The organism is Arthrobacter sp. Z4-13 (genome assembly GCF_054792705.1).
Genome location: NZ_CP096459.1, coordinates 339,337 through 359,572, shown reverse-complemented (window position 1 = coordinate 359,572; position 20,236 = coordinate 339,337). Strand labels below are relative to the sequence as shown.

Annotated in this window: 21 protein-coding genes; 8 read left to right on the top strand and 13 right to left on the bottom strand. The window is 66.4% G+C overall.

Annotation, left to right across the window (positions count from 1 at the left end; genetic code table 11):
* Positions 1-32: 32 nt before the first annotated feature.
* Positions 33-782 carry a 3-hydroxybutyrate dehydrogenase gene (locus tag M1E07_RS03535; protein ID WP_461188916.1) on the bottom strand — a complete coding sequence of 250 codons (750 nt, stop codon included), beginning with the start codon at positions 780-782 and terminating at the stop codon, positions 33-35.
* 129 nt (positions 783-911) lie between these two features.
* On the opposite strand from M1E07_RS03535, the gene M1E07_RS03530 reads away from it, so the two are divergent.
* Positions 912-1,817: a LysR family transcriptional regulator gene (locus M1E07_RS03530; RefSeq protein WP_461188915.1), complete on the top strand. Its 906-nt coding sequence runs from the start codon at positions 912-914 to the stop codon at positions 1,815-1,817.
* A 1-nt stretch (position 1,818) separates the two neighbouring features.
* On the opposite strand, the gene M1E07_RS03525 is transcribed toward M1E07_RS03530, so the two are convergent.
* The 11 genes from M1E07_RS03525 to M1E07_RS03475 form a co-directional block, all read right to left on the bottom strand.
* Entirely contained in the window at positions 1,819-2,727 is a 909-nt protein-coding gene (locus tag M1E07_RS03525) for a spermidine synthase (RefSeq protein WP_461188914.1), read from the bottom strand.
* 66 nt (positions 2,728-2,793) lie between these two features.
* Positions 2,794-4,329 (bottom strand): D-glycero-beta-D-manno-heptose 1-phosphate adenylyltransferase, encoded by a 1,536-nt coding sequence (rfaE2, locus tag M1E07_RS03520; protein WP_461190477.1) that lies wholly within the window; start codon positions 4,327-4,329, stop codon positions 2,794-2,796.
* A gap of 41 nt (positions 4,330-4,370) precedes the next feature.
* Positions 4,371-5,858 carry an aldehyde dehydrogenase family protein gene (locus M1E07_RS03515; protein ID WP_461188913.1) on the bottom strand — a complete coding sequence of 496 codons (1,488 nt, stop codon included), beginning with the start codon at positions 5,856-5,858 and terminating at the stop codon, positions 4,371-4,373.
* 40 nt (positions 5,859-5,898) lie between these two features.
* Positions 5,899-6,600: an SDR family oxidoreductase gene (locus M1E07_RS03510; protein WP_461188912.1), complete on the bottom strand. Its 702-nt coding sequence runs from the start codon at positions 6,598-6,600 to the stop codon at positions 5,899-5,901.
* A gap of 89 nt (positions 6,601-6,689) precedes the next feature.
* The gene (locus M1E07_RS03505; RefSeq protein ID WP_461188911.1) at positions 6,690-8,162 is read right to left on the bottom strand and encodes a PfkB family carbohydrate kinase; all 1,473 of its coding nucleotides are present in this window, start codon (positions 8,160-8,162) and stop codon (positions 6,690-6,692) included.
* On the bottom strand, positions 8,159-8,887 hold the full coding sequence (locus tag M1E07_RS03500; RefSeq protein ID WP_461188910.1) for a D-sedoheptulose-7-phosphate isomerase: 729 nt from the start codon (positions 8,885-8,887) through the stop codon (positions 8,159-8,161). Before M1E07_RS03500 ends, M1E07_RS03505 begins: the two co-directional genes overlap by 4 nt.
* Entirely contained in the window at positions 8,884-10,137 is a 1,254-nt protein-coding gene (locus M1E07_RS03495) for a glycosyltransferase (RefSeq protein ID WP_461188909.1), read from the bottom strand. Before M1E07_RS03495 ends, M1E07_RS03500 begins: the two co-directional genes overlap by 4 nt.
* Positions 10,134-11,168 (bottom strand): glycosyltransferase, encoded by a 1,035-nt coding sequence (locus M1E07_RS03490; protein WP_461188908.1) that lies wholly within the window; start codon positions 11,166-11,168, stop codon positions 10,134-10,136. The genes M1E07_RS03495 and M1E07_RS03490 overlap by 4 nt, the downstream gene beginning before the upstream one ends.
* Positions 11,165-12,253: a glycosyltransferase family 9 protein gene (locus M1E07_RS03485; RefSeq protein ID WP_461188907.1), complete on the bottom strand. Its 1,089-nt coding sequence runs from the start codon at positions 12,251-12,253 to the stop codon at positions 11,165-11,167. Before M1E07_RS03485 ends, M1E07_RS03490 begins: the two co-directional genes overlap by 4 nt.
* Entirely contained in the window at positions 12,253-12,789 is a 537-nt protein-coding gene (locus M1E07_RS03480) for a D-glycero-alpha-D-manno-heptose-1,7-bisphosphate 7-phosphatase (protein WP_461188906.1), read from the bottom strand. Before M1E07_RS03480 ends, M1E07_RS03485 begins: the two co-directional genes overlap by 1 nt.
* 165 nt (positions 12,790-12,954) lie before the next feature.
* Entirely contained in the window at positions 12,955-13,884 is a 930-nt protein-coding gene (locus M1E07_RS03475) for a sigma-70 family RNA polymerase sigma factor (RefSeq protein ID WP_461188905.1), read from the bottom strand.
* Positions 13,885-14,030: 146 nt separating this feature from the next.
* On the opposite strand from M1E07_RS03475, the gene M1E07_RS03470 reads away from it, so the two are divergent.
* Positions 14,031-15,086: an NAD-dependent epimerase/dehydratase family protein gene (locus M1E07_RS03470; RefSeq protein ID WP_461188904.1), complete on the top strand. Its 1,056-nt coding sequence runs from the start codon at positions 14,031-14,033 to the stop codon at positions 15,084-15,086.
* A gap of 42 nt (positions 15,087-15,128) precedes the next feature.
* Here M1E07_RS03470 and M1E07_RS03465 read toward each other — a convergent pair whose 3' ends face one another.
* On the bottom strand, positions 15,129-15,665 hold the full coding sequence (locus M1E07_RS03465) for a hypothetical protein (protein WP_461188903.1): 537 nt from the start codon (positions 15,663-15,665) through the stop codon (positions 15,129-15,131).
* Positions 15,666-15,842: 177 nt separating this feature from the next.
* Between M1E07_RS03465 and M1E07_RS03460 the strand changes: the two genes are divergently transcribed.
* The 6 genes from M1E07_RS03460 (at position 15,843) to M1E07_RS03435 (ending at position 20,118) form a co-directional block, all read left to right on the top strand.
* Positions 15,843-16,820 carry a hypothetical protein gene (locus M1E07_RS03460; protein WP_461188902.1) on the top strand — a complete coding sequence of 326 codons (978 nt, stop codon included), beginning with the start codon at positions 15,843-15,845 and terminating at the stop codon, positions 16,818-16,820.
* Positions 16,820-17,251, top strand: coding sequence for a phage holin family protein (locus M1E07_RS03455; RefSeq protein ID WP_461188901.1), 432 nt, complete (start codon positions 16,820-16,822; stop codon positions 17,249-17,251). The genes M1E07_RS03460 and M1E07_RS03455 overlap by 1 nt, the downstream gene beginning before the upstream one ends.
* Entirely contained in the window at positions 17,248-17,910 is a 663-nt protein-coding gene (locus M1E07_RS03450; protein ID WP_461188900.1) for a DUF3618 domain-containing protein, read from the top strand. Before M1E07_RS03455 ends, M1E07_RS03450 begins: the two co-directional genes overlap by 4 nt.
* Before the next feature lie 109 nt (positions 17,911-18,019).
* Positions 18,020-19,216 carry a YihY/virulence factor BrkB family protein gene (locus M1E07_RS03445; protein ID WP_461188899.1) on the top strand — a complete coding sequence of 399 codons (1,197 nt, stop codon included), beginning with the start codon at positions 18,020-18,022 and terminating at the stop codon, positions 19,214-19,216.
* 367 nt (positions 19,217-19,583) lie between these two features.
* Positions 19,584-19,841, top strand: a complete 258-nt coding sequence (locus tag M1E07_RS03440; RefSeq protein WP_461188898.1) for a hypothetical protein — start codon at positions 19,584-19,586, stop codon at positions 19,839-19,841.
* 100 nt (positions 19,842-19,941) lie between these two features.
* Positions 19,942-20,118 (top strand): CsbD family protein, encoded by a 177-nt coding sequence (locus M1E07_RS03435; protein WP_256249403.1) that lies wholly within the window; start codon positions 19,942-19,944, stop codon positions 20,116-20,118.
* Positions 20,119-20,236 lie beyond the last annotated feature (118 nt).

Below are 20,236 nucleotides of genomic sequence, written 5' to 3'. Positions count from 1 at the left end.
GTCCAGCTATTGAGGGACACTGGCGCGCGCAGCTAGCGGGCCGACCAGCCGCCGTCCATCGTGTAGCTGGCTCCGGTCACCATGCCGGCGTGGTCCGAGGCCAGCCAGGCGACCAGTGACGCGACTTCCTCCGGCTCCACCAGCCGCTTGATGGCGGACTCGGTGAGCATCACCTTGGCCAGGACTTCGGACTCAGGGATGCCGTGTACCTGCGCCTGGTCCGCGAGCTGCTTCTCCACCAGGGGCGTGCGCACGTACCCCGGATTGATGCAGTTGGACGTGACACCATGGTCTCCGCCTTCGAGCGCCGTGACCTTGCTCAGCCCTTCCAGGCCGTGCTTGGCCGAGACATAGGCGCTTTTGAACGGCGAGGCCCGGATCCCGTGCACCGAAGACAGGTTGATGATCCGGCCGAACCCGTTGGTGTACATGTGCGGCAAGGCAGCCCGGATCAGCAGGAACGGCGCCTCCAGCATCAGGGCGATGATCCGGCGGAACGCCACCGGATCGAACTCCTCGATGGGGCTGATGCGCTGGATCCCGGCGTTGTTCACCAGGATGTCGCAGTCCAGGGTCAGGGTGGCAAGCGAGTCCACATCCAGCAGGTCAACGGTCCAGGCCGTGCCACCCACCTCGTCGGCGAGCGCGGCGGCGCCGGCGGAGTCGACGTCGGCCACCACCACCTTCGCTCCCCGTGCTGCCAGCTCACGGACGCAGGCTGCGCCGATGCCGCTGGCCCCGCCGGTGACCAGGGCCTTACGTCCGTTCAAAGTGTTTTCCATAGCAAGCTCCTCGGTGTCCACGATGACACGTGCTGTGATCGTCAGCACTCATGGCTTCACCGAGTATTACTGCACAGACATGCACTATCAATAACCAAAGCAGCACCAAACGTGTGCACAATTGCAGATATGAAAGCCAACCCCGATGACCTGCTGGTACTTCTTGCGGTTTCCCGTTCAGCAAGATTTACGACGGCGGCCCAGGCCTTGGGGCTCAACCACACCACGGTCTCGCGCCGGATCGCCGCCTTGGAGAAGGCGCTCGGCGGAAGGGTCCTGGCACGCGCCACCGGCGGGTGGGAGCTGACGGAACTGGGAGCCCGGGCGGTGCAGGTCGGTGAGCAGGTGGAAGCTGTGATGGGCACGCTGGGAGCTGCCGGGCAGGCTCCCGACCCGATTACCGGCGTCGTCCGCATGACGGCGACCGACGGGTTCAGCGCCTACATCGCCGCGCCCGCCGTGGCGCGGCTGCGCCGGGACCACCCGGGGCTCTGTGTGGAGGTGGTGACCATGACCCGGCGGGCGCTGCAGCAGCGCTCGGGCCTGGACATCGAGGTGGTAGTGGGCGAACCGCAGGTGCACCGGGCCGAGGCCGTGCGGCTGGGCGAGTACATGCTGGGGATGTACGCCTCCCGCGCCTACCTTGAGGAGCATGGGACCCCCGCCACGGTGACCGAACTCAACGAGCATCCGCTGGTCTACTTCGTGGATTCGATGCTGCAGGTGGACGACCTGGACGCTCCACGAAGGCTGGTGCCCGCCATGCGCGACGGCCTCACCTCCACCAACGTGTTTGTCCACGTGGAGGCAACCCGGGCCGGAGCCGGCATCGGTTTCCTGCCCTGCTTCATGGGCGACCTGCACAACGATCTGGTCCGCCTGTTGCCGTCCGAGATCGCCGAACTGCTGCCGTATTGGATGGTGCTGCGGCCGGACTCCCTGCGGCGGCCTGCGGTGGCGGCGGTAGTGTATGCGCTGCGGGAGCTGATGGCCGAGCACCGGGAGTGGCTGCTGGGCCGGGGTCGAGGTGATTGAGCTACACCGCAGGCGGGTCGTGGCGCACGGGTGATCCTGCCGCGAAGGCGCGCACTTGGGCGTCCTCCCACAAGTGCGCCGGGACAGCGCCGCCCAGGAGCCGGCGGGCGAGCTTCGGGTCGTCGCCGAAAGGGGCATCGCTGCCGGCCATCACCATGTTTCCGTAGCGGCGGCCCTTGAGCATGGCAGGGTCGGCGATGATCATGGTGTGCTTGAAGGCGGCCGCAATGGTGGCGGCGTCCTCGCGGGCGTTCTTCAAATCAGGTGCGTCGCCGGAGTTCACCACATACAGGCCGCCAGGCGCCAGGACGCGCTTGACGTGCTGGTTGAACTCCGCGGTGGTCAGCGGGCGCGGGGTCAGGGAACCGGCGAATACATCCCGGACGATAAAGTCCCGGGTCTCGGCGGTCAGCGCTTCGGTGACCTCGCGGGCCTCCCCTACCCGCAGGCGCAGCAGCGGCGCCTTAGGCAGGTCGAACCAACCGCGCACGTACTCGGCCAGCTTGCCATCCAGCTCCACCACTACCTGCCGGGCGTCGGGATACACAGCGTGGAAGTAGCGGGCAAGGGAGCAGGCGCCGCCGCCCAGGTGCAGGCCACGCAGCTTGGGCTTGGTGCCTGCAGCGCCCTGCACCGGCCAGCGCGACTCGATGAGCGCAGCCATCCAGCGCATGTACTCGAAGTCCAGGAACAGCGGGTCTGCGAGGTCGATGTGGGAACTCATGACGCCGTTGATCTTCAGGAGCCAGCCGGTGGAGTTATCCTGGTCCGAGATCAGCTCGCAGTCGCCGGTGTCGATGTAATAGACCCCTTCAACAGGCCCGCTGAGGCGGGCTCCTGCCGGGACGTCCACCACTCCCGCCACGGCGCGCAGTCCGTTCCGGCCACCTGACCTTCCGCGTTTTGCCATTACCCGTGCCACGCTTCAGTCATGCTTCAACCCTAATTGGTTTCAGCAGCCCTGATTGCTCCGCACTCAGTTGGTGGGCACAGCTCCGTCGCCCTCACGGATACGCTTCACCACGGCAGTGGTGGACCGTTCCGCTACATAGTCCAAAATGGCCACCCGACCGCCGTACTCTTCCACGGCGGGCGTTTCGGCGAGCATCTCCGGAGAGTAGTCCCCGCCCTTGGCATAGACCTCGGGACGGAGCTGCGTGATCAGCGGGGCGGCGGTGGGAGTGTCAAAGACGGTGACGTAGTCCACGCAGCTCAACGCCGCTACCACGGCGGCGCGGTCCGCCACCCCGTTGATGGGCCGGCCGGCGCCCTTGAGCTTTCGCACGGAGTCGTCGCTGTTCAGCGCCACCACCAGCACGTCCCCCAGCTGTTTTGCCTGGTTGAGGTAGCGGGTGTGGCCGCTGTGCAGGACGTCGAAGCAGCCGTTGGTCAGCACGATGCGCTGGCCCTGGACCCGGTGCAGCTCCAGTTGCCGTTGCAGTTCATCGGCACCCAGGGCCGTGTCAGCAAAGGCCTTGAGGTACCGGCTCAGCTGGCCAGTACTGCAGACCGACGTGCCCGGCTGGTGCACCACCACATCTGCGGCCGACTGCGCCAGGTCCAGGCTCGCCGTCAAGGGCAGCCCGGCTGAGCGCGCCAGCGTCAGCGCCGCCACGAACGTGTCGCCCGCACCGGAAGCCTGCTTTTCCGCAGCCGGGCGGGCCCACGTACGGTGCGTCACGCCGTCGGGCCTCAACAGCACGGTGCCATCACGGTCCAAAGTGACCACCACGGCCCCTGCCCCCGTGGCTTCCAGCAGCGCATCGGCATGCTTGCTCACCGCTTCCACCCTGTCCTGGCCGTCGGGAAGCCGCAGGTCCAGCATCCGCGCGGCTTCCTGCGCGTTCGGCGTCACCAGGTCCGGGCGGAGCGGCGCCCAGGGCCGGGGGTCGTGGGAGTCCACCACCAGCAGCGGCCGGTCCGAAGCGCCGGATGCGGGGCCGGCGAGCGCGTCCACCAGGCTGGCACGAACCGGGTCCGCCAACACCCCGTTGGCGTAATCGCAGACCAGCACCGCGTCCTGCTGTTCGACGGCGGCCCGCACCGAAGCAGCCAGTGCCGCCAGCGCCTCGGCCGGCACCGTCTTGGCGGAGTCGTCAATGCGGAGCATGACCTGCCCGCCGCTGCTGATCCGGATCTTGGTGGTGGTCACCATGTCCGGGTGGCTGTGCAGGTGTCTGGTGTCGATGCCTGCAGCCACAAGCTGCGCGCGCAGGTCCGCGCCGGCGTCGTCGGTTCCGATGATGCCCGCCACGGACACCCGGGCCCCAAGGGCGGCCAGGTTCATGGCAGTATTGGCGGCCCCGCCCGGAACGGACTCGCGGGCCTGCACGTCCACCACCGGTGCCGGGGCTTCGCGGCAGAGCCGTTCAATGCTGCCGCTCCACCAGCCGTCCAGCATCAGGTCGCCGATCACGAGGATCGCCGGCTCTTCCGCCGCCAACCGCCCTGGCAGCCACTCGGACAGTGCCCGCTGGCTCGAAAGGTCAACGTCGCCAGGCTCTTTTGCCATGCTGTCTGGCAGGTCGGCAGGCAGGTTGCCGGGTGACAGGCTCATGACTCGTCCCGGTGTGCAACATCGGAGCGTGCAACATCGGAGTGTTCAGCCGCAGATTCCCCGCCAGCCGTATCAGCAGCTACAGCCGGCGGCGCCGCAATGTGCACCACTTTGACCCGGCTGAACTCGTCCAGGAGCTCCGGGCCGTAGCCGAAGCCCGCGCCGCTTTCGCCGCGTGGCTGGGCAGCGCCGCCGGGCGCGCCGCCGAACACCGCGTTGATCTTGACGGTTCCCACCGGGAGGGCGGCGACCGCCTGCTGGATGTGGGCGATGTTGCCGCTGAGGACGGTAGCGGCCAGGCCATACCTGCCGCTGCACGCAAGGCGGAGGCCGTCGTCGAACGATTTCACCACCTGCACGGGGGCGACCGGCCCAAAGGTTTCCTCCGTCATCACCTGCATCCGGTCCGTGCATTCCAGCAGCACGGTGGCGGGGTAGAAGGAGCCCGGCCCGTCCGGGAGGACGCCGCCCTCCACGGCATCGGCCCCCTGGCTCAACGCATCGCTGACCTGCGCGTGGACCTCGTCCCGCATCCGGAGGTCCACGAGCGGGGCCATTGTCCCGTTGTTGTTGCGGAGCGCCGCTTCAGCCTCGAGGGCCTTGCAGAACTCGGCCGCAATGTCCTCGTGGACATAGATCCGCTCAACTGCCACGCAGATCTGGCCGCTGTTGCTGAAGGCACCGATCGCCGCCTGCTCGGCCGCCCATGAGGGGTCAACGTCGCGGTCCACCAGCAGCGGATCGTTTCCGCCGTTTTCCCGGATGACATGTGCACCCGTCAGAGCCCCGGCCCTGGCGATCCGGGCGCCGGCTGCGCTGGAGCCCACGTGGGCAATAACGTCCACCTCGGACTGGGCGAGAAGTGCCCCGACGCCGGCGCCGCCTGAAACCGTCTGGAACACACCGGGCGGAAACGCAGGTGCCAGGACTTCGCCGAGCGCCTCGCCCAGCCGCGGGCAACGCTCGCTTGGCTTGTGCACGACGGTGTTGCCGGTGGCCAGCGCGGCCCCGATCAGGCCGCATGCCACCGCAACCGGATCATTCCACGGGGTAAGCAGGACAGCTACGCCGCGCGGTTCAGCCACGGTGTAATCGGACGCGAGACGGTTGCCGCGCAGGCTGTGGCCGCGGTGGATAGGCGCCAGCTCCGCGTACTGTTCCAGCGTGGAAACCGCCGCGCCGATGCCGGCGAGCGATTCCTCCACGGGACGCCCGGTTTCGCTGGCGTTCAATTCCGCCAGTTCCCCGGCCGCCGCAGCGAGCGCTTTGGCCGCGGCACGGACTGCCGCGCCCCGCTCGGCCGGGGCAGTAGAAGCCCAATCCGCCGCAGCGCTCCGTGCCACCTCTACTGCTTGGGCCACCGCCTCGGGTTCGGCCTCCGGCACAGTCCAAAGGACATCACCGGTTCGGGGGTTCCGGATGGTAATGCCGCTGCTGTCGGCGGCTTCCGGACGTGCAGTGGTTTCTGTGGCAATGGTGGTCATGAAGTTCCTCCCGTCGGTTCCGGCCTGGTTAATTGCGGTTTTAGGGCCAGGAGCCCTCTTCCTCGTGGCAGATCAACATCTCGCGGACCTCGCACCCGGTGGGCTGGTTCAAGGCGAACAGGATGGCCTGTGCCGTGTTGGCGGGGTCGTTGAGCCGGGAATCGTCCTGCGGCTTGTACTGCTCCGTGCGGTCGTCGAAGAAGCGGGTCTTCATTCCGCCCGGAATAATGGTGGTCACGCCGATTTCGCCGCCGGTTTCAGCCGCCAGCGCGTGGCTGAAGCCCACCACGCCGAACTTGGAGGCGCAGTAGGCGGTGGCATCAGCCACGGCGCGCTTGCCCAGCGTTGAGGCGATGGTCACCACCCTGCCGTGGGAGGACTTGAGGTACGGCAGGGCTGCACGGACAACGGATACGGTGCCCATCAGATTCACGCCAATGACCTTTTCCCACTCCGTTGCCTCGACGTCGGCGAGCTTGCCGCAGCGGTCGATCCCGGCGGCTGTGACCACTGCTTCGAGTCCACCGAGGGATTCCGCGGCTTCCTTTACGGCGGCCTCCACGGCCTGCCGGTCCGAGACATCCACTTCAAACGCCTTCACGGCAGACACGCTACTGATGTCGCGGTCCAGCACCACCGGGGTGCCGCCCGCTTTCAGGACGGCATCGACGACGGCGGCCCCCAGTCCGGAGGCACCTCCGGTCACGAGCACGCGGCCGGGTGAATTTGAATCTGCAGTCATGATGTTCCTTTCAATGGGAAATACAAAAACTTTAGGTAGTGCGGTCAGTCACTGGCTGGCCAGCTCACCAGGGTCAGCTCGCTGGCCGGTCAGCTGACCTTGGCGAGGGCATCGGCCAGGCCCGTGGTGGAGCGGGCAGGATGGTACGGAACGGTGAGGCAGCGCCCGCCCCAGCTCTCCACGAGGCTGGCTTCCGGCAGGCTGGCGCCTTTGTAGTCGCCGCCTTTGACCCAAATGTCAGGGCGAAGGCGTTCGAGGGCTGCCTCGGGGGTGTCTTCATCGAAAACCATCACGGCGTCCACGCATTCCATGGCGAGGAGCAGTTCGGCCCTGTCGTGCTGGCCGATAATGGGACGCTCCGGACCCTTCAGCCGCCGCACGGAGTCGTCCGAGTTGAGGCAGACGATCAGGCAGTCGCCCAGCTCGCGGGCCGCTGCCAGGGACCGGACGTGCCCGGCGTGCAGCAGGTCGAAACACCCGCCGGTGGCCACGACCTTGCCGCCGTTCTCCCTCACTGCGCGGGCCAGCAACAGAGGGTCGTTGACGCGCGGCTTTGGCTGCGCAGGTTCCCCGTCCGTGTCAGGAAGGGCAGACACCCCGCCGCTGGCGAGGAAGTCGGCAGCGTCATGGACCGCAAGTTCCGCAGCTTTGACAAGGTCCCGGCCCGCCAGAAGGTGGACGGCGAGGCTGGCTGCGAGCCGGTCACCGGCTCCGCAGGGATCACCGGCTTCCACCCGCGGCGCCGGAATGGTCCGGGGGCTCTGGTCCCGCCGGCACAGGATGGCGCCCTGTTCGCCCTTGGTGACCAGGACAGCCTGGCTGCCCCATTCCTCCAGCAGGACACTGCCAACTTCGGCGGCAGGATCCCCGGCTGCAGCATTCCCAGGGGCAGGCTTCCCAGCGGAATCCCCTGCGGCCGCCCACGTACGGTCCTGCGCCCGGTCCTGCGGCGAGCCGTCATTCCGCGGGCCAGCACCTCTTCCACCCCGCGACTGCACCGCCTTCTGTGCCTCAGCCAGGTTGGGCGTTACGACGGCGACACCGGGCACCGGATCCGGCCCGGCAGGATGCGGGTCCCACACGATGGGCACGTGGCCGGCAAGCCGGGTGAGGAGCTCCCGCAGCTGATGGTTGGCCGCCAGTCCGCGGCCGTAGTCGGCAACAATAATCACGCCTGCCTTCTCCACCTCGCGGAGCATGGCGGGACTGACCTCGGGGACTGGGGCCTTTTCGCAGCCCTGATCGAACCGGACCACCGGATGTGATCCGGCCCGCACGCGGGTCTTCACCGGCGAAGGATGGCCGCTTGGACCTGCCACGAGCCGCACCGCGGCGAGGTGCGCTTCAAGCTGCCGGCCGGCGTCGTCATCACCCAGGACCGTGACCAGCGTGACAGGCCAGCTGTCCTCGGCGAGCATCCGGGCCACCAGCCCGGCTCCCCCGGCACGGCGCTTGATGCCGGACACATCCACCACGGGCACCGGCGCGTCGGGGCTCAGGCGTGTGGCTTCACCGGAGAGGTCCACGTCCAGCATCACATCGCCCACCACTACGATCCTCATGCCCGGCCACCCCGCTGCTGCAGGCCCTGACTCTGCAGGGTCCAGGCATCGGTGGAACTATGGCCGGCAACTTCCAGGTCAAAGGCGCGGCAGATCGCGTGCAGTGCGATGAGGTGGCCTTCCTGCGCGTTAGCGTTAAGGGCATCGATCATCACGGCCTGGTCGCAAGCGTCGGCCAGTGGGTTGGGGCCGGCGCCGGTAAGCGCCCACGTGGTGACGTTCAGGCGTGCCGCAACCTCGGCTGCCCTCAGCAGGTTGGGGCTCTTGCCGCTCGTGGACAGCAGTATCAGCACGTCGCCGGACCGGCCGTGCGCCCGGACCTGGCGCGCGAAGACGTCGTCGTAGCCGTAATCATTGGCGATGGCCGTCACGGCTGAGGACTCCGCGTGCAGGGAAATGGCAGAAAACGGAACCCGCTCGCCGTCGAACCTCCCCACGAGCTCCGCGGTGAGGTGCTGGGCTTCGGCGGCTGAACCGCCGTTTCCGGCGGCGAGAAGGCGCTGGCCGCGGAGCAGGCGCTGGGCCAGCTCCACACCCCAGGCCGCGAGCCGGCCGGACTGGCTCCGCAGCGAGTCGAGCGCCGGTACCACGTTGTCCAGATGGACGCGGACCGCATCCACACTCTCCGGATTCACAATGGCGGCATCCGGCAGCACTGCGGGCAATGCCTCACGTGCTGACAAAGTTTGCAGGCCAGCCTCACGCAGGGACGGTTCTGCAGTCATAGTGCCGCTCCTTCCATCGGGACCACGCCGGCGGCAGCCCCGGCCACCGCCAGCTGGTAAGCCTTTTCGGTTTCGGCCGCCACCCGGTCCCAGGAATACCTTGTCCGGGCACGTTTCTTGCCTGCGCTGCCGAGCTCGGCGCGCAGCGCTGGGTTCTCCAGCAGCAGGGCGAGCGCTGATGCGATGGCTTCCGGGTCCCGCGGCGGCACGTGCAGGCCGGTTCCGTGGTCAACCACCGTGTCCCGCAGTCCGCCCACTGCGGCAGCAACCACCGGAACGCCGCAGGCCATGGCCTCCAGCGGGACGATGCCGAAAGGTTCGTACCAGGGTGCGCACACCACCGCATCGGCGCTGCGGAAAATTCCGGGCATTTCGCCGCGGGACACCTGGCCCTGCAGGGTCACCTGGTCCGAAAGGCCCAGTTCCGCTGCCAGGTCCATCAGGCGGCGCACCTCGGGGTCGGCATGGAGCGCACCGGAGTCTCCGCCGCCGCCCACAATCAGGAGTTCGACGTCGTCGAAGCCCGCCTCGCGCAGGTACGGGAGCGCCCGGATCACCAGGTCCACACCCTTGCGCGGCACCAAGCGGCCCACAGAGAGGATGCGGTGGGTGCGCTTCCTGGCAGCGACGGGACCCTCGTGGGAGAAAAATCCGAGGTCAACACCGCACGGGGCAATGGAAATCTTGCCTGTGTTGATTCCCATGGCCTTGAGTTCGAAGACCTCGTCGGAGCAGGTGGCGACGATCCGGTCCGCGGAACGTCCCACACCGGGCTCCAGCCAGCGCCGTTCCAGCGGGCTGGTGTCCTCTGAGCCCTGGTGCCGCCGCTTGACCGTGCCCAGCGCGTGGAAGGTCTGGATGACGGGCACCCGGTAGCCCTGGTCCGGCCGCCGGGCGGCGTCCAGGGCGGCCAGGCCGGACATCCAGAAATGCCCATGCACCACGTCCGGCGGCCGCTGGCTCCAGTCCTTGGCAACGCCGTCGGCAAGTTCTCCCATGTAGGGCAGCAGTTCGTCCTTGGGAACATGGCGCGCCGGGCCGGCGTCAACGTGGACCACTTCCAGGCGGCTTCCCACGCGGACCCTGGCTGGAAGCTCCGTTGCATCCCTGCGCGTATAAACAGTCACGTGGTGGCCCCGCTTCGCCAGGGCTTCGGACAGCGCGGCAACGTGCACGTTCTGCCCGCCGGCATCCACCCCGCCCAATGCCGCCAGCGGACTGGCGTGCTCGGAAATCATCGAGATCTTCATGGGGTCTTCCTCTCTCCCGCCGGCACAAGGATCTTCTCGTCCGAACGTTCGTTGCCGGGGCGCCGGGGCCGGCCGGCCAGGTCCGCCAGGAGCTCATCCCAGCGGTCCTGGAACTTGCCCAGGCCGTAGCGGTCCAGCGCCGCCTGACGGGCAGCGACGCCCCGCCGTCGGGCTTCCTCCGGATTTGCGACCAGCTGCCGGGCGCAGCGGAGCAGCTCATCAACGTCAGCGGAGACGGCGCCGGCTTCCGGCGGCACCGCCCGCGGCGCTTCGGTTGCCGCCAGCACAACCACCGGCATCCCCAAGTGCATGGCCTCCAGCAGGGACAATCCCAACGAGGTCCACCGCATGGGGTGCACATAGACGCGGCAGCGGGCCAACTCACGATGCAGCTCTTTGGTCTTCAAGTCTCCGCGAACCGTCAACCGGGCCTCGTCAATCCCCGCGGCGGCGGCCAGGCCGTCAGTCTTCATGCCGAAGACCTGCAGCGGCGCCACTGACGCGAAGGCGGGCAGCAAATCGGTACCGGTAACGCGGCCGCGGCGGATGGGCTCGTTCACCACCACCCCCAGCTCCGGCAGTTCCCCCGTGTAGAGCTGGCCCGGGTCCGGAATCCCGTGTTCGATCACCAGGCTGCGGGCTGAACCGTTATCCCAGGCGAGCTTGTTGAAATGGGTGACGTGCACCAGGGGGATGCGGTCCTGGTCCGCGAGCGGGTGCCGGGCGAAAGGAAAGTCGGTCTTGGGGGTGTTGTGTTCGAGGTACACGGCGGGCAGGTCAACGCCTGGCCGCCTGCCCAGCAGCCGGGCAATTTCGTCAATTTCCTCAGGGCGTTGAAGGACGACGGCGTCAACGGCGTCAGCCTCCAGCGTTGCCAGGTCCACCTCCCGCACTGACTGGGGCCAGTCCCTCCCGGCACGGCCAAGCCCCCAGCCACCGCCTTCGGGCAGGATGGGCAGGAGGTACTCATGACGGCCGCGGACGAAGGCGTCCGTCCAGGAACCGTGGACGTGCCAGAGCAGGATTCTCATCTGTTGCGGGCCTTTCTACGGGTGCTGACGTGGGTGCTGAAGGAGCTGACTCCGCCGATCAGGCGTTCTACGGCCGCCACCACCTCCTCCGGCGAAACGGAGTCAAGGCAGGGGTGGCCGGGAACAGGGCAGACACGGGCCCGGGTCATCCGGCAGGCGGCGTTCTGGTCGCCGAGCAGCTCCAGTGATACCCCGTACGGTGCCCAGCGGATGGCCGGGACCACGGGCGAAAAAAGGCACGCTACGGGGGTGCCCACGGCTGCCGCGAGGTGTGCGGGCCCGGTATTGCCGGTGACCACAGCATCCGCCCCCGCCATAACCCCAGCCAGGGTGTGGAGGTCTGTGCGCCCGCCCAGGTCGAGGGCAGATGGCCCCGCGACGGTGGCGGTCAGCGAAGTCTCCCCGGGACCGCCGGTCACCACAACACGGTGGCCTGCGCCCTGGAGAAGTTCGACGGCTGCCGCATGGTGCAGCGGCGGCCAGGCCCTGGCAGGGACGGCCGCTCCGGGGTGGACCACCACGTAGGGGTCATCACCCACCAAATCGCGGACATCGGGCACGGACGTGAGGCGGAGTTTTCCGTCGTCGCCCTGCGGAAGGCGGAATCCTCCTGCCTCCGCAATGCCCAGCGCCCGTTCCGCCTCGGGCTGGTCCTCCGGGAAGTCTTCGCCCGGTTTGAGCCGGACGTCCAGCAGGGAACCCGCGTAATCAGTGGAGGCACCGGTGATTCGTTCGACGCCGGCCAGCCGGAGGAGCAGAGCCAGCGGCAGGGGCGACTGGTGGAAGGAGGTGAGGATGACGGCTTCGGTGATCCTCGAGTTCCGTACGTATTCGATGAGCCTGTCAGCGTGCGGGCCGGTCATCTTGGGCGCGGGATTCATGATCCACGGGCTGTCCCAGCTGTAAACCTCCGCGGCACCGGGCAGCATACCCGCCGCTGCCTCGCCCTGCCTTCCGCAGAGCATCACTACATGGTTCGGCCGGCTTCCGTTGGTAAACCGGCCGTTGGCCACCGCCCGTACGGCGGGTCCGGCCAGGAGAACGTCGCCCATGCTGTCCAGGCGTGCCACCAGGACGCGGCCCATCAGGGCCGCTCCGACAGCAGTGAGACGGCCTCGGCCAGGTTCCGGGCCACCAGTTGGGCGTCGGCCACTTCCTCGGCTCGGGTCACGGGCGTTGGCACCAGGACACCGGTTGCTCCGGCTGCTTCGGCGGCACGGACGTCAGCGCCAATATCGCCGATGAGCGCCGCCTCCGCTTCCTGGATCCCAAGTTTGCGGCAGGCACTGTGCACCATACCGGGTTCAGGCTTGCGGCAGGCGCAGCGGTCCTGCTCGGAATGCGGGCACACCTCCCACACGTCAAAGGGGCCGAGCAGTTCCTCGACCCTGGAGTTCACGGCCGCCACGTTGTCCGCGGTGATAAAGCCGCGGGCAATGCCCGACTGGTTGCTGATGACTCCGGTTGCTATCCCGTCGGCGCGGAGTGCATCCAGGACTGCCTTGGCGCCGGGCATTGGTGTGACCAGGCCGGGGTCCCCGTTGTAGGGCACATCGACCACCAGGGTCCCGTCCCGGTCGAACAGGACAGCGCGGAGCTTGGAGGTTACGGAGCTTCCCATACCCTCACTGTTCCCCACTGCTGCTGCTCCTAAACAGGGGCTGCTGCTTTTCTCACCTTTCACCTGCTGACGGAACGGGCGGTTGAACAGGCAAGATAGGGCTGCTGATGCTGCCCCCGGCCCATCGGGAGCCTGCTCCTGCGCCGGCGGACAAGCGTTGCACGCTTAGCTGCTCCTGGTCCGCGAGCTGCTCCGGCGGGCAGAAATGTTGCCGGCAACTCCGGGGCGGGCCGCGCGGCGGGCTGGCCGGACAGACGCCGTGGACCCCGTCGCGCGCTCCTGCTCCTCACGGACGCCGTCACCCTGGCTGCTGCTTAGGAGCCTGCGCTGGAGTTCAACGAGTACCCGGGCCAGCCGCCGCGAAACCTGCATCTGCGACATCCCCAACCGCTTTCCCAACTGGACCTGGGTCTCCTCACAGAAATAGCGGCGGTAGAGGAGCTCCCTGTCCGCGGGGTCCAGGTCCTGCATCGCTTCCCGCAGGCAGGCAAGGTCCTCCAGCCGCTCCAAGGGTGTCTCAGGGCAGGCGAGCAGGTCGCCGATTGAGGGAGCGTCGCTGTGGGGGTTTGCCGCGTCCAAAGAGTCCGGGTGCATGCTGCTCGACGCCGAGATGGCTTCCTGGACCTCTGCGGGATCCGTCCCCAGCTCCGTGGCCAGTTCGGCCACGGAGGGATTCCTGCCCAGGGTCTGCACCAACTCCGGTTCCACCCGGAACATCCTGGTGCGGAGGTCCTGGATGTGCCGGGGCGGTCGGACCACCCACGTCCGGTCACGCAGGTATCGCTTCAACTCCCCCGCAATGGTTGGAGCCGCATAAGCGGGGAAGCTCTCCCCCTTGGTCTGGTCGAAACCGCGGGCGGCCTTGACCAGGCCGAGATAGGCCACCTGATTCAGGTCTGCCCGTTCCCGGCCCCGGGCCTCGAAGCGGGCGGCCAGGGCCTCGGCAAGGTCCAAATAGCTTAGGACGAGGTCGTTTTCGAAGGTCTCCCGCAGCCGCCCGGCCTTGGCGGCGGAGCGGTTGTCGTTCGGGGTTTCCAGGCACTGCTCCTGGACAGGCGTAACGTCCACGGCAAGCGCGGCAAAAAATTCGGGCATTGTCGTTGGTTCCCTCGGTCTGGTTCCGAAGCCTGCGGCAAGACTTAGAAGTAGGAAATCATAAGGCTGCTTATAAAACAATCTTTCGCGGGTTATAGGCTCGGCGTGTAAGACGAACTCACGCCCCCTGCCAAGGAGTCTTTGTCATGCACATCGCCGTTATCGGAGCCAGCGGAAACGCAGGAACAGCACTGCTGCGGAACCTGCAGGGCCAGCTGTCCCGGAAGCCTGGAAGCCTGCAACTGACGGGGATCAGCAGGCGCCTGCCCGACACCTCACGCGCGCCCTACGCCGGCGTTGAGTGGCACACGCTTGATGTTGGGTTGGAACGTGACCGCCCAAAGCTGGAATCAGCCTTGGCAGGAGTGGACTCGGTTGTTCACCTTGCCTGGCAAATCCAACCGAACCGGGACCTTGACCAGCTGTACCGGACCAACGTCACCGGAACTGCCAATGTCCTCAAAGCCGCGCGGAAGGCTGGCGTTAAACAGGTCGTCTGCGCGTCATCGATCGGCGCCTACAGCAAGGGCGCCAAGGACCGGCGCACGGATGAGTCCTGGCCGGCGCAGGGCATGGCGGGTTCGCATTACAGCCGGCACAAGGCGGCGCAGGAAAAGCTCCTGGACGAGTTTGCGGCAGCGGAACCAGGTATTGCCGTCGCAAGGCTCCGGCCCGGGCTGATCTTCCAGCGCGACGCCGGAAGCGAGATCGGCAGGTATTTCCTGGGACCTGTGATTCCCCGGCTCCTGCCCAAAAGGCCCTGGCTTCCGCTGCTGCCCGCTCCGGACAACCTGATTTTCCAGGCAGTCCACGCGGACGATGTGGCTGAGGCCTACTGGCGGGTGGTTGACCAGCGGGCTACCGGAGCCTTCAATGTTGCAGCCGAGCCGGTACTCACACCCCAGGAACTTGCGCGGATCGTTCAGGCCCGAAGAATCCTTCCCCTTCCCATGGGCCTGCTTCACAAGGCAGTGGGCCTTGCCTGGCGGCTCCGGCTCATACCCACCGACTCCGGCTGGGTAGATATGGCTGCGGGAGTCCCGGTTATGGACACCGGCCGGGCCCGTCGGGTCCTGGGGTGGGAAGCAAAGACTTCATCAGTAGCGGCAGTTCTTGACGTGCTCGACGGCATAGGAACGGGGGAAGGAGTCAATCCCTCCCCCGTTCTCAAACCGAGGCACGGCAACCGACTCAAGAGCTAGGTGCCGTTCTGCCCTTGGACTGGATGCCGCCCCGCCTGCGGCCTAGATGCCGGAACGCGGATTTTCACGGTCCACGTGCGAGCCGCCCTGACCATTGGCACCGTCGTTGCGGCGGTCATCGCGGGCGCCGTCACGGGCTCCCGCGCCGCGGGCAGTGTCAGCATCGTCGCGGGCCGCGTTGGCGGACTTTGTGGCGCCGCGGTGTGCGGTGTCACGGTCCCCTTTGACATCCGGGTCGAGCTCGTCCGCTTTCCGCGTCCGTTCATTTACGTCATCGCGGATGGAGCCGGCCTCTGTGGCCTGCTGGTCTGCGTGCTGGCTCAGCCGCGCCGCTTCAACCTGCGCCTGTTCTGCATCCGCCCTGGCGCGTGCCGCCTTTGCTTCGCGCTCCCGGGCGTCAAGTTCCTTGTTCTCGGCCTCGCGGCGAATCTCCGCCGCCTTCTCGCGGTGCGCGTCATCCCGCTTTTGCTGTATTGCCTTCCGGCGCCTTCCTGTTGCGAGCAGCAGCAGCACGATCAGCACCACCACAACTACGGCAACCAGCACCCAAACCCACGGAGCTATTTCCAAATTACTCACCACTTCCACTTCGATGTGACCGGGCCGGCAGGGCCATTCCGGCTGACATTTTTGGAACCGTTTATAACTCGCTTAGCAAGCGTACTTACCTTTCATTAGTAATCATGCTTATTATTTTAGGGCCAGTATCGCTGGTTCTTGATCAACAACCGGCCTTCTTGGAAAGAGAGAGCGAAGATGACAGAGAACCAATGGCCCGAGGATCCCGCTTACACGGCTCCGCCGGCCTCTACAGGAATTCCGGGCGAGCGAAGCGCCACCACTTTCCCGTCCGCCGCCACTCCACCATATGGAGAAGCCCCGATTGGTGATACCTCCGGGTCATCCCGAAAGGAAGCAGCGAAGGAAGAAGCAGCAGATGTAGCACGCACCGCGAAGGGCTCCGCGCAGAATGTAGCCCAGACGGCAAAGGAAGAAGCAGCCCACGTCGCTTCAGAGGCCAAGTCCAGCGCCCAGGACCTGCTGTCCCAGGCGAAGTCCGGGTTCTCGAGCCAGGCCGGCACCCAGCAGCAGAAGGCTGCCGAAGGCATCCGGACCATGTCGAGCCAGCTGCAGAGCATGGCCGAAGCCCCGGATCAGCAGGGAATTGCCAGCGACCTGGTCCGTCAGGCTGCCCAGCGCAGCGAATCGGTCGCTTCCTGGCTTGAGAACAAGCAGCCAGGCGACCTGCTCGGCGAAGTCCAGAGGTTCGCGCGCAACAAGCCGGGCACGTTCCTCCTGCTCGCCGCAGGCGCCGGGATCCTCGCAGGCAGGCTTACCCGCGGCCTCACGGCAGGTGCCACCGGAACCTCATCCACCTCCGGCAATGCAGCCACTGCCGGACTTGGCGGCCAGTACACAGGCAGCCCGTATGGTGACCAGTACAGCGAGGGATACAGCCCGGCAGGCGGAACCGTTCCGCCTCCCCCGGTCCAGCTTCCCGGCCCGGCCACCACCACAGCGGGTTACGACGGCGGCGCCCCGGGCACCAGCTACCCGGACGCTACGCGTCCGGCCAGCCCCCTGGACAGCCCCCAACTGGTGGAAGAGGAGCCCTGGTCCGGAAACCGGACAGCTGAGGACCCCCTTGGTGACCCCCGGCTTGCCGCTGATCCGCTGGATGACGACCCCCTCGCTCGGGACCGCCGCGCCGGCGGTCAGTCAGGCGGGCTCTGATGAGTGGTCCTATTCCGGAGCCTGCTCCGAGTGCCGCCCACGTGAAGGCGGACAACGCGTCGCTGGGTGAGTTGCTGGGTGATGTCACCCGGGACCTGTCCACCCTGATGCGCCAGGAACTCGAACTGGCCAAGGCCGAAGCCAAGCAGTCCGCCACCAAGGCCGGCAAAGGCGGCGGGATGCTCGCCGGAGCCGGCGTCGCCGGTCACTTCGTCCTGCTGTTCCTGTCCCTGGCACTCATGTTCGCCCTGGGCGCGCTGATGCCGCTGGGCTGGGCCGCCGTGATCGTCGCCGTAATCTGGGGCATCATCGCCGCGGTCCTGGCCTCGATCGGCCGCAAGGAGCTCAAACAGATCAAAGGCGTCCCGCAGACCGCCGAAACACTTTCTGAAATTCCCCCAACCCTAAAACCAGGTGAGGTAAACCGATGAGCGATAACCCGGACGCAATCCGCCAGGACATTGAAGAAACCCGCGCACGCCTGGGCACCAACGTGGACGCGGTCGCCGACAAAGTCACCCCCTCCAACGTCGTCCACCGCCAAACCGACAAGGTAAAAGGCGCTGTCACCGGGGTTAAGGAGAAAATCATGGGAGCAGCAGACTCAGCAACCTCCACCGTCCAGGACAAGGTCCACTCCGGCACCGGCCACACCGGGGACGCCCTGCACAGCACCGGCGACTCCCTCCACGGGGCCAAGGACACCGCCGCCGCCAGACTCTCTGACGCCGGCACCGCGATGTCGCACGCACCGGCACAGGTCAAAGCCCAGGCCCAGGGCAACCCCCTGGCCGCCGGCCTGATCGCATTCGGCGCCGGAATGCTCATCTCGTCCCTGATCCCGGCCAGCCAGAAGGAACGCGAAGCCGCCCAGCAGCTCAAAACCGCCGCCGAGCCCCTCGCCACCCAGGTCACCGGCGCCGCCAAGGACATGGTCCAGGACCTGAAGGAACCAGCCCAGGAAGCCATGGAAAACGTCAAGGCCACCGCCGCTGACGCCGCCCAAAACGTCAAAGCCGAGGGCCAAGGCGCCGCCACCGACGTCAAGGACCGCGCCACCGACGCCAAAACCAACGTCCAAAACACCTGACCCGCCACTAAACGCGGCACCAAAAGGCACCAGCACCACCTGAGAGGCCGGCCCCGCCACCGCGCGGAGCCGGCTTCTCAGTTTTCGCCCCTTATCGAGAGGACACCCCATGGCCACTCATGACGCATCCGAGAGCAGCACAGCTAAAGCAGCCCAGGCCCCGGATCCAAATAGCCCCCGGAAACCGGACAGCCCAAAGGACCTGGATAAGCCGAACTGGAAATACATCGCCAAGAAGACGCTGCGTGAGTTCAGCAAGGACCAGTGTCCGGACCTGGCTGCCTCGCTGACGTATTATGCGGTGCTCTCGCTGTTCCCGGCCATACTCGCACTCGTTTCACTGATCGGAATCTTCGGGGACCCCCAAAAAACCACCGATGCCCTGCTCCAGATCGTGCGCGGTTTTGCCCCTGCAGAGACGGTCAACACTGTCAGCGGAACCGTATCGGAGCTGGCGAACGCTCCGGCAGCGGGACTGACCCTGATCCTTGGCCTCGCTACCGCGCTGTGGTCCGCTTCCGGTTACGTTGGTGCTTTCGGCCGTGCCATGAACCGCGTCTACGAGGTGGATGAGGGGCGGCCGTTCGTCAAGCTGCGCGGCACCATGCTGGTGGTCACCCTTCTGGCTGTAGTCATTATCGCAATCCTGGCGGGCATGCTGGTGCTCAGCGGCCCCGTGGCAGAGGCGGTTGGCGGCCTGATCGGGCTCAGCGGCGTGTTCCTCACCATCTGGAATATCGCCAAGTGGCCTGTCATGGTGGCGCTCATCATCGTGATCATCGCCGTCCTCTACTACGCCACGCCCAACGTCAAGCAACCAAAATTCAAGTGGATGAGCCTTGGTTCGGGCATTGCCCTGTTCGTCTTCCTGCTGGCGTCATTGGGCTTCGGCTTCTACGTGGGCAACTTCGGAAACTACAACAAGACGTACGGCGCCCTGGGCGGCGTCATAGTGATGCTGCTGTGGCTGTGGATCCTGAACATGTCCCTGCTCTTTGGCGCTGAGTTCGACGCCGAGATGGAACGGGGCCGCCAGCTCCAGGCGGGTATCGAGGCTGAAGATACCATCCAGCTGCCGCCGCGGGACACCAAGAAGAGCGAGAAGCTGCAGAAGCAGGAGGAAGAGGACATCCAGCACGGACGTGAACTGCGCGAGAAGTACAGTGCGGAGAACGGCAAGGACGGGGATTCCGGAGGGAACGGCGACAACGGCCAGGCCGGCAATCAGGACGACGGCCAGTCCAGGCAGCCGCATCGTGACCGCGTTCGGGACAAGCTGCGTGACCGTGGCGCCAGCCCGGACTAAGCAGGTGGGAACCGGAGGCGGCGGCCGGCAGGCAGAATCCCGCAGACGGCAGCCGTAGTTTCCGGGGACTAGGCAGGACCTTCAAGATGGGGGAAAATTGTAGTGGAGGTCCTGTTTAGGTTTCCCGGGTCATCACGGTGGGCCGGGGCAAAGGCGGGGTCGGCGGTGAGATGGCCTCTTCTGAGACCGAGGCCAGTCCCCCCAGTCGCCGTCGGCCCCCTCGATTTTCAGCGAGGTACCCCCGCCCGACTGGACAAAGTGATCCATGCTGCCATACCTTCATGATTATTCTGCTTGACTCCCTGAGGAGCCAGCAGGTCGCTGAAGCAGATACGGCGGCATCACGATCGACCCCGAATGAGCAAACATGCCTGCTAGCCATTTTGAACAATTTATCGCTGAAGCGGTCGTCGCGGACAGGGAACCGGGACTGGGCCTCGGACGTGATGAGCTCTACGGGCTCTACACCAGCTGGTGCCTTCTCCAGAAAGCCCCGCTTCAGGCTCCGGAAGCCCTCTGGGATGCACTGCAGGCACAGGGGATTAACCCGGACAGCAACAATTTGTCCATGACCGGCCCGGCCGCCGCTGACTACATTGTGGCCAGCGCACCTGATCTGGTCTGACGTACCCTTCCTAACCTGTCGAAGCCACCTGCGGGTGGTTAGCATGGAGCATGGCCGGTGCATTACCGTCCGCCGGTCACCCGCTGAAGGGAGAATCATCATGGGTTTGGATGACAAGATCGACAATGCCGCCGAGAAGATGGGCGGCAAGGCCAAAGAGGCCACCGGTGCGGCCACTAATGACGAGAGCCTTCGTTCCGAAGGCAAGATGGACCAGGCCAAAGCGGACCTGAAACAGGCTGGCGAGAAGGTCAAGGACGCTTTCAAGAAAGACTGAGTCCAGTATGAAGGGGCTGCTGCGGACATGAACTGGTCCCCGGAAGTTGGACTGAGAAATTCAGTTTTGACTTCCGGGGAGCAGTTCAACACCTCGGCAGCCCCTTCTTCCTTCCCCG

What these genes read in the sequence shown, in the direction of transcription:
- M1E07_RS03450 (WP_461188900.1), top strand. Translation starts at nt 17,248, where the DNA reads ATGAGCGATAACCCGGACGCAATCCGCCAGGACATTGAAGAAACCCGC.
- M1E07_RS03440 (WP_461188898.1), top strand. Translation starts at nt 19,584, where the DNA reads ATGCCTGCTAGCCATTTTGAACAATTTATCGCTGAAGCGGTCGTCGCG.
- M1E07_RS03530 (WP_461188915.1), top strand. Translation starts at nt 912, where the DNA reads ATGAAAGCCAACCCCGATGACCTGCTGGTACTTCTTGCGGTTTCCCGT.
- M1E07_RS03495 (WP_461188909.1), bottom strand. Translation starts at nt 10,137, where the DNA reads ATGAAGATCTCGATGATTTCCGAGCACGCCAGTCCGCTGGCGGCATTG.
- M1E07_RS03525 (WP_461188914.1), bottom strand. Translation starts at nt 2,727, where the DNA reads ATGGCAAAACGCGGAAGGTCAGGTGGCCGGAACGGACTGCGCGCCGTG.
- M1E07_RS03500 (WP_461188910.1), bottom strand. Translation starts at nt 8,887, where the DNA reads ATGACTGCAGAACCGTCCCTGCGTGAGGCTGGCCTGCAAACTTTGTCA.
- M1E07_RS03475 (WP_461188905.1), bottom strand. Translation starts at nt 13,884, where the DNA reads ATGCCCGAATTTTTTGCCGCGCTTGCCGTGGACGTTACGCCTGTCCAG.
- M1E07_RS03445 (WP_461188899.1), top strand. Translation starts at nt 18,020, where the DNA reads ATGGCCACTCATGACGCATCCGAGAGCAGCACAGCTAAAGCAGCCCAG.
- M1E07_RS03510 (WP_461188912.1), bottom strand. Translation starts at nt 6,600, where the DNA reads ATGACTGCAGATTCAAATTCACCCGGCCGCGTGCTCGTGACCGGAGGT.
- M1E07_RS03485 (WP_461188907.1), bottom strand. Translation starts at nt 12,253, where the DNA reads ATGGGCCGCGTCCTGGTGGCACGCCTGGACAGCATGGGCGACGTTCTC.
- M1E07_RS03470 (WP_461188904.1), top strand. Translation starts at nt 14,031, where the DNA reads ATGCACATCGCCGTTATCGGAGCCAGCGGAAACGCAGGAACAGCACTG.
- rfaE2 (WP_461190477.1), bottom strand. Translation starts at nt 4,329, where the DNA reads ATGGCAAAAGAGCCTGGCGACGTTGACCTTTCGAGCCAGCGGGCACTG.
- M1E07_RS03490 (WP_461188908.1), bottom strand. Translation starts at nt 11,168, where the DNA reads ATGAGAATCCTGCTCTGGCACGTCCACGGTTCCTGGACGGACGCCTTC.
- M1E07_RS03435 (WP_256249403.1), top strand. Translation starts at nt 19,942, where the DNA reads ATGGGTTTGGATGACAAGATCGACAATGCCGCCGAGAAGATGGGCGGC.
- M1E07_RS03480 (WP_461188906.1), bottom strand. Translation starts at nt 12,789, where the DNA reads ATGGGAAGCTCCGTAACCTCCAAGCTCCGCGCTGTCCTGTTCGACCGG.
- M1E07_RS03460 (WP_461188902.1), top strand. Translation starts at nt 15,843, where the DNA reads ATGACAGAGAACCAATGGCCCGAGGATCCCGCTTACACGGCTCCGCCG.
- M1E07_RS03505 (WP_461188911.1), bottom strand. Translation starts at nt 8,162, where the DNA reads ATGAGGATCGTAGTGGTGGGCGATGTGATGCTGGACGTGGACCTCTCC.
- M1E07_RS03455 (WP_461188901.1), top strand. Translation starts at nt 16,820, where the DNA reads ATGAGTGGTCCTATTCCGGAGCCTGCTCCGAGTGCCGCCCACGTGAAG.
- M1E07_RS03535 (WP_461188916.1), bottom strand. Translation starts at nt 782, where the DNA reads ATGGAAAACACTTTGAACGGACGTAAGGCCCTGGTCACCGGCGGGGCC.
- M1E07_RS03515 (WP_461188913.1), bottom strand. Translation starts at nt 5,858, where the DNA reads ATGACCACCATTGCCACAGAAACCACTGCACGTCCGGAAGCCGCCGAC.